The sequence below is a fragment of the Bradyrhizobium sp. CB1717 genome (assembly GCF_029714325.1).
GTDB lineage: Bacteria > Pseudomonadota > Alphaproteobacteria > Rhizobiales > Xanthobacteraceae > Bradyrhizobium.
In genome coordinates, this window is the sequence record NZ_CP121666.1 from 6405997 (window position 1) to 6418487 (window position 12491).

Sequence of the window (12491 nt, forward strand, 5' to 3'; positions counted from 1 at the left end):
GAGCGCGGGGCCGGAAGGCGGCCCGGAGCCCAATCGCGGCCCGCCACCGAGGAGAAACGGGATTAAACCGGGCCAGACGGTTTTTACGGCCCACCGCTCGGACAACCGCGGGCACGCCCGATCCCGGATCGCTGAAGCGCACCGCAGATCCGATAAGAGAGCATTCAGCCTGCGTCGGTACGCCTGCCTCTCGAGGCGCTATTCCCCAGTTCCCCGTGCACCATGTGCAAGGCGAATGGAAACCGGTTGCTTCACGCGCCCGCTCGCTCCTAGGATAGCCGCACTCCCTCGCCTCGCCGCGCGGCGACGGGAGCAAGAGTGCCGGAGCAGAAGCCATGCCCAAAGCGGAAAGCTTGTCGATCGACAAAATTCGCGTTCCGACCAAGAGCAGAAAGACGCTCGACCCCGGACTCGTTCAAAAGATCGCGGAAAGCATCCTGGAGATCGGACAGCAAGTTCCCATTTCCGTTCGCCCCGAGGATGATCAGTTCGTTCTGGTCGACGGACTGCATCGGCTCGAGGCCTGCAAGGCCCTTGGTGAAATGTCCGTCATTGCTGTCGCGGTCGCGCCAGAGAGTCCTCAGCACAGGAAACTGCTGTCCGACAGCACGGAACTGGAAGCCGAGCGCAACAAGATGGCCCGGTTGAAGCAATTGCGCCTTGAGAGGGAGGCCGCCGCAGCAGTCGCGGCTGCGCCGGCGAAACCGGGCTTCAATCGGCAACCGGAACGAAGCACAGGGGCCAAGCCGACCGCATCATCGACGCGAACCGCCCGGACGGCAGCAACATTGGTACAAGGCACGAAAACCCTGTCCCAATGGATCGCCCAACAGAAAAGCGACGGTGGCCGTTATTGACCCTTTGCTGCGCCGTCCGAGGGCGAATTAGCCAGCCCGCAAGCGTCTGTTGCCTATTGCCGCAATATGGGATTTAGGCCGGACGATCACAGGCGCAGAAATGAGGCGCCGATCCCCGCGAGCATCGGCGCCCCTCCACGCGCAGCCTATGATTGCTCGCCCGAGCGCGCGATCAGTGCTTTGCCATCCCTGCCAGAATTGGGCCCGCTTCCGCGTCCTCGACACAGGGCGTGACCGTGAGCTCCATGACATTCGCCCATTGTGCGTACCACTGGTACATGGCCTTGGGATCATTGCTTTCCGAAATGGCGAAACCTTCGCCATTCATTCCATGCCAACGCCCGAGCATCTTGACGCCCTCGGGCGGAGCTCCGCCGGTTTCCAGGAATTTCTTGATCGCTGCATCGATCGAGCTTGGCGGAATTTTCCAATGCGAGATGTACTTCATCAATGCTCTCCCATTTAAAAATGCGCTTCCGTGCCTATACGGCAGTGCCTAGTCAAACACGAAGCGATGACGCTGCAAAGGCCCGCGCCTTGCTCGAGCATGGGGCCTTGGTCGGTCCAGCGACGCATTTCCAGCGTGTCCCGGACATTACCGGGGGCTAGCAAATTCAAGCGATTGGCCATACCCTTTGGGTCGCATGAGCTGAGCGATGACAGCGCGCACCTTCTAAAATCATCGAGCGAGCGTAGAGTGCGATCACCACGGATGCAATGAACGACAGCCCGCACACCTCTTGGCCTGCCTTCATAAATGACGTGCAAGCCGACTATCCCGAGCATTTCGACTGGGCCGCGCTGGCGGCGTTGCGGACGAAGTCGGTACCGGCTGCCGCGACCGATGCCGCTTCGGGGCGCAACAGCGTATTTGGCGATGGCCGACCCGCGCAAACCGTGCCGCCAGGCGTTGGGCTGGATTTTCGGCCGGGCATTGAACCAACATCCTTACCGGATGAACCAGCCACCGCATCGACAGGCGCGATCGATCCGGCGTCCGAGGCTCGTGCCAGGCAGGGTGATGCCGCTCCGCTCTCAGGAGCCCTCGCACCAGAGATATCTGCAGTCGACCAAGAACCTCTGCCTCTCGCGACAATACATCGGTCGCAACTCCCTTTGCCGGAGGACGGCATTTTGCGGTTGCGGTTTTCCGATGTCGGTGAACCCAGCGAACCGGGCGAACACCGCTCGCACTACGGTCTCGTCGAAGTTACACGAAGTGATCTCGCCGTCTGGAAGGCTTTTCCGGACGCGGTCTTCACGGTCATACAGCCCTCGCCCTACTCGAACGCGACGATCTTCCGACTCGGGACTTTCGAGGTTTGACCGCCCAGCATGTCTCTCTAACGCGAGGGCGGGATCAGCGCTCGCAGGATGTCCGGCTTCCAGGCCTGGCGCGCACTGTCGAAGGCCGCGAAATCATGGTCGAACTGCCAATAGGCCCATGACCAGCCCAGCCTGTCGGCGCTTCGCGCGACATACGACAGGTATCTCGCACGACTTTCGGACGGTGCGCGCTCGTACACGCCGAACTCGCCGAGGTAAACCGGGCGCTTCTCTTTCTCTGCCCAGCGGCTCATCTTCTCGAAGTCGGCCGCGGCCCGCGCTTCGTCATCCTGTGAGCCCCAATCCAGCGGACCGATCCGCGAGAACGTCGCCGACCACGGCGCACCCTGATGCGTGAACCGCAAGGGCGCGTAATAGTGAAACGTGACGATGAGGTTGCGGTCGTCAGCCGGCAGAACCAGCTCGTCGACGGGATTCTCATCGACGTTGAGAACGGCGGCAATGACCGGCCGCGCGGGATTGGTGCGGCGGATGATGCCGAGGCATTCGTTGAGCAGCGAATTCCATTCGGCCGACGTCATGTGTCCGCCCGGCTCGTTCAAGACCTCGAAGACGAGTTTCGGATACTTGCCGGCATAGCGCTCGGCGATCTGGCGCCAGAACGCCTTCAGCTTTTCCGCGCATCCGGCCACGTCGCTCTGGCAGACATGGGTATCGTGCTCGTCGAGAACGGGAATGAGATTGCGCGCGAGGACCTCCTCGAGGACGGCATCAAGCCGCCTCAGGACGATCTCGTCCAGGACGTTCCCCGGCCCCATGAACTTGAAGCCGAAGAAATTGATCCTGACATGCGCGAACCCGGCCTTCTTGATGGTCGTCAGATTGTCCAGGCGGAACGGCACATTCTGACCGCCTTCCCAGATCCCGTCATAGCCGAGAATGTTGATGCCCCGGCCCAGTTTCGGCACGCCATTGGAAGCAGCCTGCGCGGCAGCGAGAGATGGGGAGCAGAGCGCCGCCAGAAAGAAGAAACTTGCCGCGAGACTCTTCGGCCAGCGAACACGGATGGCGGTCATCTGCTTCCATTCCAAAGACTAGAGATCTGTCTGTCGTACCGGTCTGCACGTCGCAAAGAAGAACCCGACCAGCAGTACCGACGTGAACATCGTCGAGCGGAGGAATGTCGTCTCCGTGAAATTGGTCTGGAAGCTCAGGACGACAAATCCGATGATGAGGGCGCAGTGCGACCGATCGATCGACTGGGCGGAAATGAGATGGAGCATCTTGTTCGAGAACAGAAGGACGCTTCCCGCGAACAGCATATACCCGAGGAGTCCCGTCTCGATCAGGATCGTGATGTAGCCGCTGTGATAATTGTCCAGCACCCAGCTATGGTTCTGCTCGAAATAATCGTAGATCGACGGGATCGTCCAGAACCCGTTGATCCCGAAGCCGAGTAGCGGCGCATCGTCAAAATGGCTTATGGCGTAGTGCCAGATGAGCGTCCGCTCGGTAAAGTCGATGCTGGCATCGCCGATATGGATGGCGTCGTATCCCGTCGTGTAGAAGTAGAGGAACAGCGCGCCGGCCGCCAGGCACATGACGACGGGCAGGACCGCATAGAGCCTCATGCAGGTGACTGACCACATCGAGGTCACGAGCAGCGCGCAGGCGGCCAGGGCGACGGCGCCGGCGCCGCGCGATTCCGAGGCAAGCACGCATGTCGACGCCAGAAGGAATGTCGCGAGGAACGCCGGCCAGCCCTGCCCCCTCATCTTCAGATAGCAGGCAAAGAACATCAGATAGGCGCCGACGAAGCCAAGCGTCTGCTTCGATTCATAGATGCCCTGCCATTGACCGCTGTGCATCCAGCTGTGGTCGACCCCGATGTCGGGGACAGCGACCGCAAAGAAGGCCGATGCGGCGACCAGGACGAAGAGTCCAAGAGCCGTGGCTCCTATAATCTCGTCGATGTCGATGCGCGTGACGAGGCAGAAGGCGCCAAAGGTCGTCATCGCAAGCGCCGCACTCTTCATCAGTGCCGCGACATTCAGGCTGGACCAGAACACGGAGATGACGGCGAAGCCGTAGAATGCGACCAGCACGATCAGATCGGGGTTGAACTGCAAGCGCAGGCGCGGCCGCACGAATGCGCTTGCATAGATTGAGACGCCCCACATCAGGATTGCGACGGCCTGCTGCAGGTAAGTCAGCTCCGCCGGCAGCAGCCCGGTGTTGAGGGTGCCCATCGACGCAATGACATTAATGGTGATCGAACAGCGGATTGCGGCGCTGGCAATCCTCTCGATGCCAACGCTGCGCGTCTGCCAGATCGCGCTCTCGGGAACCCCGGAGTCCGCATCGCTCTGTAGGCTGGCCATGGGCCGACCTTCCTTCAACGCGGTTAATTGTTCGCTAGCGCAGGTCGGCCTCCACGTCCGAGCCCCCACGACTGCGCAACGTTAAGAATTCGGTAACGATACGAACCGGGCTCGATGCATTAATGCAAATCATACCGCGTCGGTATCTCGACCGTCACTCCCCTGCTATAAAACTCCGGTTCCGGCTCGATCGACCATTCCCGAGTGTCATGATTTCCCTGGTTACGCATGAATACGTCTAGCAATACGTTCGATATCGCCGTCGAGCCGGCATTCGACTTTCTGTCCCCGGAATATGCCGAGCTGTTCGACGGTTCGGCCGCGACTGCTTTCCAGCATCCGCTCTGGCTGCACAGCCTTTACAGCAGGCTTGCAACTCATGCCGGAGCAACCCGGCTGGTCGTCGTGGCTCGCCATCGCGCGAGCGGCGCCCTTGCGATGGTGCTGCCTTTGCTGCGGATCCGGCGCGGTCCGATACGAACCGTCGAATTCGCCGACCTGCGTGTCTCCGACTATCTGGCGCCCGTTTGCAGCCCGCAGGTATTTGCCGAGCTGCTCAGAGATGCGGACGCATGCGCGGAGATCCGGCATCTCGTCCGCCCCTTCGACCTGCTTCGGATGACCAAGCTCCCGGACGGGCGGCTTCCGATCGAGAGCCTCCTGGACGCGCCTCGCCGGGTCGCGATGGACAGCAATGCCTATGCGACCGTTCTCGTCGCCCCGTTCGAGCAATGGCGGGCCAGCGCAATGGATCGCTCCTATCAGAAGGAGCTCGCAAAAAAGTATCGCCAGCTTCAGAAGAAGGGCGCGCTGAGCTTCTCATGCTGCGATGACAGCGCCTCGATCCTGAACGCTCTGGACGTGATGAAAAAATTCCGCGGCCCGCGCTTCCAGTCGCAGGGCGACGGAGACCTGCTCCAGCGACCCGAATATCACGATTTCTACTCCGACGTGGCGGTTCGCGGCCTCCGCTCCTTCGTGCGGCTCTATGCCATGAAGATGGATGGCGAGGTGATCGCCGCCGTGCTCGGATTGCACCACCGCGACAGCTTCCTCGTCATCATGAGCGCTTTCGACATTGACGGATACAAGAGCCAGTCGCTGGGTGCGCTGATGTTCGAGCAGGTAGCGAGGGATTGCATCGAGCGCGGAGACCAGATGCTCGACTTCACGATCGGCGACGAGCCATACAAGAAACTGTTCGGCGCACAGCCGTCGCCAATGTGGGCCGTGACCCAGACCGGCAGCACTGTGGGCGCCGTATCGCTGTTCGCACTGAAGCAGGCCCCCTGGCTCAAGCTGGCCGCCAAGCGGATGTCGGAGTTCAGGCTCTTGCCGACGCGCACTTCGACGCCCACACGCTGAGGCGCCGCCAGGTCCGGCTCTCAGGCGCGCAGCGCGCTTCGCACTTGCGCGAGCCAACCTGGCTGCATCTGATCGACCCGATGGGTGATACTGCGCCGCAGGAAGTGCAGCCGCCGCCGCACATCCCAGCTGAGGTCGTTGCGGGATGTCAGCGCCTGTCGGAAGCGCGCCATCTTCAGCGATTGCTGATCTGCCGCGATCTTGTCGGTATCGGCATAGAACTGCGATATCTTCTCCGTGCCCATGCCTGCGGTTGCGAGCCAGCGCGGCGCATATTCGGTGCAAAGACGCTCGACGTCCACCAGCAGGCGGGCGACGCCCGTGCCGGCCGCCGGACAGTTGGTCTGGAACGCATCGCCGATGAGCACTACACCGGGCTGGAGATGTCCTTCGACCACGGACAGATCCATCACCCAGTTCTGGACCCGGTCCGTCACGCGGAAGTCGCCGAGGAAGTTCTGCAGTCCCGGCAGCAACCGCAACAGCGTCGCTTCCGTATCCCGACGCAGGTCACGCATGACAGGATCGGTCGGATCGCGGAACATGAAGAGATTTGCCCGCATGCCCGCGCGCACCGGAAACAGGCTGAGATAATCGACCCCGTCCGCTGTACGTTCGCCGTAGCAGGTCAGCGCCTCGAAATCGAACGGTGCGCCATCCCGGCGGGCAATCGTGAAGCCGAACGAGACCGAATGGCGCTCCGCCAGCACGCGCCGCCTGATGCCGAGCTTGTAGCCAAGCGCTCCCGCCATGCCCGTGGCCAGAACGACAAGGCGCGCATCGATGCGCCGTCCGGAGGCGAGCTCGAGATGCTGGATGTCGTCGCGGGAAGTGATCGCGGCGACTTCGTCGACGATCAGACTTGAGGGATCAGGTAACTGGCTGCGCGCCATGGCAACGAGATCGGCATAAGGAAGCCCGTAAGCCTGCCCGACGGTGACATCGACCACCTTGCCTTCCCTGACATTGAGCACGCGGTCATAGGGACAACCGGCGCTGGCGAGAGCGTCGACGAAGCCGAGCCTGCGGAACATCTCCAGCTGGTGGCCGCCGATCTTCTCGACCCGAAACTCGTCCGGAGGCACAGCGCGCTTGTCGACGAGCGCAACGCGATGCCCTGCCCGCGCGAGGACGGACGCCGCGAGCGATCCCGCAAGGCCGCCGCCGACGATGGCGAAGTCCGCAGCGATCGTCGAAATCCCCGCTGCTGCGACCGGCTCGGTCACGGTGCTATCCGCCGTCATGGTCCAGGCTCCCACGGTTAACGGTGGTTCCACGTGCAATTATCCCGCCTGATGTCGCATCGCAGGGCCGAACGCGATCATTTCCAGAGATCGAGGTTAACGAACCAAACACCGGATCCGGCAGGACGAGATCGCGGCACGCGTCTTGCTCAGAATTGCCGGCGAAGACCGGATTTCGGCAGCACCACGGTGGAGCGAATGCCTGCGTCTCGTCGGAGCGGCGTCATGTCGCTGTTCGAGAGAGCCTGCGTTTGCTCTATCTGGGACAATCCGGACGAAGGTGTTTCACCGTGGCGCAGCGGACGTACCACCGGCATCGGTTGCGATCCAAGGGCTTCGGAGGCTCCCATTAACACTCGGGGTTTTTCGACATGCTAGGCTGCCGCCAATATCGTAATGCGTTCCTTCAGGGGAGAGTTGCCCCTTAAACCTCCATGATCGAAACCATCATCCAGTTTCTGCGGCGTGACGTAACGCGCGGTGTCGTCGGGACCATCCTCCTCAAGGTTGGCAGCGGCGCGCTTGCGTTTGCGTTGTTCTCGCTGGCGGCACGGACGATGTCGCCGGATGGATTCGGCATCTTTGCGACCTGGCTGTCCGTTGCCCAGATTGCGGCCGTCGTGGGACTGGTCGGACAGGAATCGCTTCTGGTGCGCTTCCTGAACGAGTACAGGGTGCAAGATCGGCCCGATCTGACGAAGGGCGTGCTGCTATCGAGCCTGAAGATCTCGTCCGTCGCGATGCTGATTGCGATCGGTGCAACCGCGATCGCGGCAGGTATGAGAGGCGATTCCTGGCTGCTGATCGTCGCCGTGTCTGCCTACACCGCCGTGAGCGCGAGCCTGATGCTCGGCAGCCAGGTCGCGCGCTCGCTGGTCAGCATTCTCATGGGGGAAGGAAACAGGGAGTTCTTCTGGCGGGTCGGCGTCGTCCTGTTTCTGCTCGCCGTCTTGTTTGGCCACCGGCAGCTCGATCCCGCCGAGCTGATCGCCGTGATGACGATCGCGATGTCGATTGGTCTGGTGACGCAGATCGTTGCCGTTGCACAAGCGCTGCCGGATTTCCGCGGCACGGTGGCGCGGTCCGAGACGTCGCGCTGGCGATCGAGCGCACTTCATTTCTGGGTCGCCTCCATCCTGGAGGCGGCAAACCAGTATTTCGACGTCATCCTGGTCTACTGGATGCTCGACCCGGCAACCGCCGGAATCTATTTCGCCGCCTCCCGCCTCGCCAACATCTTCGCCATGGTGTCGGCGGCACTGTACAGTTTCGGCGCGCGCCGGCTTCCCTCGCTGTACTTCAGCAAGAACCACCAGGAGTTCGAGCGAACGTTGCAGCTGATGGCGGAGGTGACCGCGCTTTGCGTGGTCAGCGGACTGCTGCTGATCTGGGTCGGCGGTCCCCATCTTCTCAATCTGTTCGGGCCTCATTTCGCGGCACAGCACTGGGTCCTGATCGTGCTCGCGATCGGAACGGCCGTTCAGGCGGCGGGCGGTCCTTCTGCGGCGATCCTGCAGTTGACCGGCCACGAACGCGTCTATGTGCCCGTCGTCGCTGCGAACGTCGCGCTGCGGCTGGTCGGATTCCTCGTCCTGATTCCCTGGCTCGGCGTGCTTGGCGCTGCGATCTCGGCGACCCTGTCGCTGGCGCTCGCGACCATCGCGCTCAACATCCTCTGCCGGCGGCGAACCGGCGTGGACCCTTCCATTCTCGTGCTCTTGCGCTTCTCGGCATGGAAACGCGGCGCCTATGCGGTCCGCGGTACCGAGCCCGGCGAGTAGCCGCCGATCAACCGGCGAGGCCCAGCACTTCGCCGCGACGCTGCGCCGACGCCGGATCGGCCGGCACATGATTGACGACGATCCCGGTCGGCACGCCGCTGAAGCGGGAGAGCGCGGCAGTTGCCCTGCGCATGGCGGCTGAATCGACCGCGTCTTCGCGCGCGACCAGAATGACGAGATCGGCATGCGCGGCCAGCGCCGCCGCCTCCGGCTGCAGGGCCAGCGAGGTTGCATGGACGACGATCAGATCGAACTCGGAACGGATATCATCCGCGGGTAACGGCTCAGGCCGCTTGCTGGCAACCAAGAGCGCATCGACGCTCCGGAAGTTCGCGATGCTCACACCGTCCGCCTGCCCCTTGGCAAGGCCCGCCCCGGCACCGCCGAGATCAGGCTCGACCCGGATCAGGACGCTCAGCTTTCCCCTGTTGACCGCCCACCGGTTCAGCGACCGCGCGACAGTGTTGCCGCCGGCGCGCTTGCCCACCGACATCACGAGCGCGACCTTGCCCCGGGCTCCCGGCAATTTCTCCAGCCTGTCGAGCACCGGGCGCAGTTGCGGGCCGAGATCGAGCTCCGCGGTCGCGGATACCGGACCTTGCCAGATGTTCCTAGGCGCGTCGTCAGGCAACAGATCGGGAATGCGGGCCCACACCGGCGGGCGCGGCCAAGCCGCAGGCTGACGCGGCGCCGGATCGGAGGCACGAACTTCTTCAGCGGGCTCGTCGGATCCGCGCGCGGTCGCGGCGGCGACCGCTGTCGACGTCAGCAGTGAGCCGATCGCGAGCGCGGCGAGCAGCAGAGGCAGCGGCGGAAGGGTCGAGCGCAGCGGCGGAATGGCGGGCGCGGCCACCTTGGTCTGGGAGCTCTGCAGGAGACGCTGCTCATTCGTGGTCTTGGAGCGCGACAGGAACTGCTCGTAAATGTTCCTGTTGGCCTCGGCGTCGCGCTGCAGCTCCTGGAGCTTCACCAGAGCCTGACCGTCGACAAGGAGCTGCGATTCAGCCGCCTTCATCTGGCTTTCGAGTGCCTTCTGCTGATCGCGCTGGGACTCGTATTCCGACTTTGCGGTGTCGATGCCCTTGGCCCGCTCGACCTCGATCTGCCTGTTGAGATCGTTCAGCTGGCTGTACGACATCACGAGATCGGGATGGCGATCGCCGAGCACCGCGCGCTTCTGCGCAATCTGGTCGTTGAGGGCCGATCGCTGGGCGCGCAGCGCGCTGAGGAGATCCTGCTTGGCGGGCGCCTCGACGTTTGCTTTCACGTCGCGCTGCGCCTGCTCGTAGCGGGCCTTCGCCTCTTCGGTCCGGGCGCGGGCGGCGGCAACCTGCTGCGACAGCTCGGTCACCCGCAATTGCTGGGTCGTGGAATCCTTGCCGGCGTTGACGATCCTGTGCTCGAGCTTGAACGCGGCGACGGCGTCCTCCGATGCCTTCAGCCGGTCGCTCAATGTCTTGAGCCGGCTGCTCAGCCAGTCGGCAGCTTCATCAGTCGCCTCGGTTCGGATGCTTTTCTGGCTCGCGACGAACGCCTCGGCGATCGCGTTGGCATAATAGGCCGCCCGCTCCGACCGGTTCGAGGTGAAGCGGATGGCGATCACATAGGTGAGCCCGCGCCGGGAAATGTCGAGACGGTTGCGGAAGCGCTCCAGCAGGCGCGCGGGGTCGGTGTGTCCCCCGGAAATGTCCTCGTCATCGCGAATCTTGAGCTGCTCGATCAGCGGCTTGAGGAAGCCGTCGGACTTCGCCACTTCGACCAGGCTCTGCAACGCGGCGCTATCCTGGCCGATGCCGGGCAGAACGTCCTGGTCCGCAGTCACGCGCTGCTCGCGGGGATCGACGACGACCAGCGCGGTCGCGGCAAATCGAACAGGAATTACCAAGAGGACGATGGCGCCGAGGGCGAAGATCGCGAGCGCCAGCGTCAGGATGCGGCGCGCATTGTCGCGAAGGAAGGAGAACGCACCCGCGGCGGTGAGGAGGCCGCCAAGGCGCGCGGCCGTTCCGCGAGGCTTATCGGTCGGCGCAGTCCTGGACTGCCACGACGCAGCGACATCGGTCGATCCGGATCTTGTCGGGTCTGCGCGGCGACCGAACGTCATGGACTTTACTCGGATTCAACTGGCGAACACTGTTCAGTGGCCTGCTCCACCGTAAATATCTATGGTTAATCGGCGGTTACCCGCCCCTCGCGCGACCGTCACCAATTGGTTAACACGCGCGCGTCACGCCCTGCCGAAACCAGCGGAATTCCCGTGTGACCGCGCCGTTCCCGGGGTGCTCGTATTAACTCCGTTTGTTGCTAGTCGGTGTCCGCGTGGTGCTCGCATGATAGGTACGGGGTTAAGAAGGTGAACGTTTCATTAGCGGGTCGGAATTCGTGCTCCATTACCAACCAGGCGCAGAACTGGGCGATGCACCGAAGCTGCCGTCCACCGCAGCAGCACTCGCAAGACCTGACAGCGGCCCAGCGATGCCGCACGTGCTTCTCGTTCAGACCCAGGCCGAGAACGCCGGTGCGCAGGAGATCTCCAGGCTGCTCGGCGCCGGCCTCTCCGCGCGCGGCTACCGCGTCACCAATCTGTTCTTCTTCCGCAAGTCGGAGTCCTTCGACGAGCCGCCGGATACGCTCTATTGCGCTGCGCGCCGGCCCGGCAATCCGCTGACGCTGCTGCGGATGCTGTGGACACTCGGCCGTCATATCAGGACCACCAGGCCCGATGCGGTTCTGACCTTCCAGCATTTCGGCAACGTCATCGGCGCAGGCACATCCCGCCTCGTCTGCCGTGCGCCTGTTGTCGCCAATCAGGTCTCCTCCGCGCTGTCGATGAGCTGGCCGGTGCGCACGGCCGACATCGTCATGGGCAGCCTCGGCTTCTTCGACCGGATCACGCTCAATTCGAAGGACATGCAGCGCGAATATTCGCGCTACCCCGCGGCGTACCGCTCGCGCATGGTGCATGTCCCGCACGGCTTCGACGACAAGGCCCTCACTCTGTCGAAGCAAGCCGCACGCGCGAAATTCAATCTGCCGCAGGACTGCACCCTGCTCGGCTGCGCCGCGAGGCTGCACCCGCACAAGCGGCTCGATGCGGCGATCCGCCTGTTGCGGGATCAGCCGTCCTGGCACCTTGCACTGGCCGGCCAGGGCGCCGACGAGGCCCGGCTGCGGCAGCTGGCGGATGATTTGAAAGTATCGGACCGGCTGCATCTGCTCGGTGAAATCACGCCGCGCCGGATGGCGGACTTTCTCGCCTCTCTCGACATCTTCGTGTTCCCGACCCAGGCCGAGACCTTCGGTCTCGCCGCGGTCGAGGCCGCAAGCGCCGGCGTTCCCTCGGTCGTCACCGATCTTCCGGTGCTGCGCGAGGTGTTGTCCTTCGAGGGAAAACCGACAGCGCTGTTCGTCGATGCCTCCGATCACACGCAGCTGTCGGCAGCCGTCTCGAAACTCCTGACCGACCAACCCTTGCGCGACGAGCTGCGACAAAACGCCAAAGGCCTGAGGTCGCGCTATTCGGTAGACGCCATGGTGGAGGAATACGTTCGAATTCTCGGCCAAGTCATTTGACCT

10 protein-coding genes are annotated in these 12491 nt (G+C 63.1%); 5 read left to right on the top strand and 5 right to left on the bottom strand.

Annotated elements, in window-relative coordinates; translation table 11 throughout:
* Window positions 1-335 precede the first annotated feature (335 nt).
* The gene (locus QA649_RS30035) at window positions 336-857 is read left to right on the top strand and encodes a ParB N-terminal domain-containing protein (protein ID WP_283020360.1); all 522 of its coding nucleotides are present in this window, start codon (window positions 336-338) and stop codon (window positions 855-857) included.
* A 172-nt stretch (window positions 858-1029) separates the two neighbouring features.
* On the opposite strand, the gene QA649_RS30040 is transcribed toward QA649_RS30035, so the two are convergent.
* Window positions 1030-1305, bottom strand: coding sequence for a DUF3303 family protein (locus QA649_RS30040; RefSeq protein ID WP_018647522.1), 276 nt, complete (start codon window positions 1303-1305; stop codon window positions 1030-1032).
* A gap of 269 nt (window positions 1306-1574) precedes the next feature.
* Here QA649_RS30040 and QA649_RS30045 point away from each other — a divergent pair, with 269 nt between their 5' ends.
* Entirely contained in the window at window positions 1575-2183 is a 609-nt protein-coding gene (locus tag QA649_RS30045) for a hypothetical protein (protein WP_283020361.1), read from the top strand.
* A gap of 17 nt (window positions 2184-2200) precedes the next feature.
* Here QA649_RS30045 and QA649_RS30050 read toward each other — a convergent pair whose 3' ends face one another.
* Window positions 2201-3220: a cellulase family glycosylhydrolase gene (locus QA649_RS30050; RefSeq protein ID WP_283020362.1), complete on the bottom strand. Its 1020-nt coding sequence runs from the start codon at window positions 3218-3220 to the stop codon at window positions 2201-2203.
* 18 nt (window positions 3221-3238) lie between these two features.
* A complete protein-coding gene (locus QA649_RS30055) occupies window positions 3239-4525 on the bottom strand; it encodes an O-antigen ligase family protein (protein WP_283020363.1) in 1287 nt (428 codons plus the stop codon).
* 228 nt (window positions 4526-4753) lie between these two features.
* Here QA649_RS30055 and QA649_RS30060 point away from each other — a divergent pair, with 228 nt between their 5' ends.
* Window positions 4754-5890, top strand: a complete 1137-nt coding sequence (locus QA649_RS30060; protein WP_283020364.1) for a GNAT family N-acetyltransferase — start codon at window positions 4754-4756, stop codon at window positions 5888-5890.
* Window positions 5891-5910: 20 nt separating this feature from the next.
* Here QA649_RS30060 and QA649_RS30065 read toward each other — a convergent pair whose 3' ends face one another.
* A complete protein-coding gene (locus QA649_RS30065) occupies window positions 5911-7134 on the bottom strand; it encodes an NAD(P)/FAD-dependent oxidoreductase (protein ID WP_283020365.1) in 1224 nt (407 codons plus the stop codon).
* A gap of 434 nt (window positions 7135-7568) precedes the next feature.
* Here QA649_RS30065 and QA649_RS30070 point away from each other — a divergent pair, with 434 nt between their 5' ends.
* On the top strand, window positions 7569-8915 hold the full coding sequence (locus QA649_RS30070; RefSeq protein ID WP_283020366.1) for a polysaccharide biosynthesis C-terminal domain-containing protein: 1347 nt from the start codon (window positions 7569-7571) through the stop codon (window positions 8913-8915).
* 7 nt (window positions 8916-8922) lie between these two features.
* Here QA649_RS30070 and QA649_RS30075 read toward each other — a convergent pair whose 3' ends face one another.
* On the bottom strand, window positions 8923-11019 hold the full coding sequence (locus QA649_RS30075; RefSeq protein ID WP_283020367.1) for a GumC family protein: 2097 nt from the start codon (window positions 11017-11019) through the stop codon (window positions 8923-8925).
* Between the two features lie 278 nt (window positions 11020-11297).
* Here QA649_RS30075 and QA649_RS30080 point away from each other — a divergent pair, with 278 nt between their 5' ends.
* Window positions 11298-12488, top strand: a complete 1191-nt coding sequence (locus QA649_RS30080) for a glycosyltransferase family 4 protein (RefSeq protein ID WP_283020368.1) — start codon at window positions 11298-11300, stop codon at window positions 12486-12488.
* Window positions 12489-12491 lie beyond the last annotated feature (3 nt).

Coding starts and splice junctions, on each gene's coding strand:
- QA649_RS30035 (WP_283020360.1), top strand. CDS start 336: ATGCCCAAAGCGGAAAGCTTGTCGATCGACAAAATTCGCGTTCCGACC.
- QA649_RS30040 (WP_018647522.1), bottom strand. CDS start 1,305: ATGAAGTACATCTCGCATTGGAAAATTCCGCCAAGCTCGATCGATGCA.
- QA649_RS30045 (WP_283020361.1), top strand. CDS start 1,575: ATGAACGACAGCCCGCACACCTCTTGGCCTGCCTTCATAAATGACGTG.
- QA649_RS30050 (WP_283020362.1), bottom strand. CDS start 3,220: ATGACCGCCATCCGTGTTCGCTGGCCGAAGAGTCTCGCGGCAAGTTTC.
- QA649_RS30055 (WP_283020363.1), bottom strand. CDS start 4,525: ATGGCCAGCCTACAGAGCGATGCGGACTCCGGGGTTCCCGAGAGCGCG.
- QA649_RS30060 (WP_283020364.1), top strand. CDS start 4,754: ATGAATACGTCTAGCAATACGTTCGATATCGCCGTCGAGCCGGCATTC.
- QA649_RS30065 (WP_283020365.1), bottom strand. CDS start 7,134: ATGACGGCGGATAGCACCGTGACCGAGCCGGTCGCAGCAGCGGGGATT.
- QA649_RS30070 (WP_283020366.1), top strand. CDS start 7,569: ATGATCGAAACCATCATCCAGTTTCTGCGGCGTGACGTAACGCGCGGT.
- QA649_RS30075 (WP_283020367.1), bottom strand. CDS start 11,019: ATGACGTTCGGTCGCCGCGCAGACCCGACAAGATCCGGATCGACCGAT.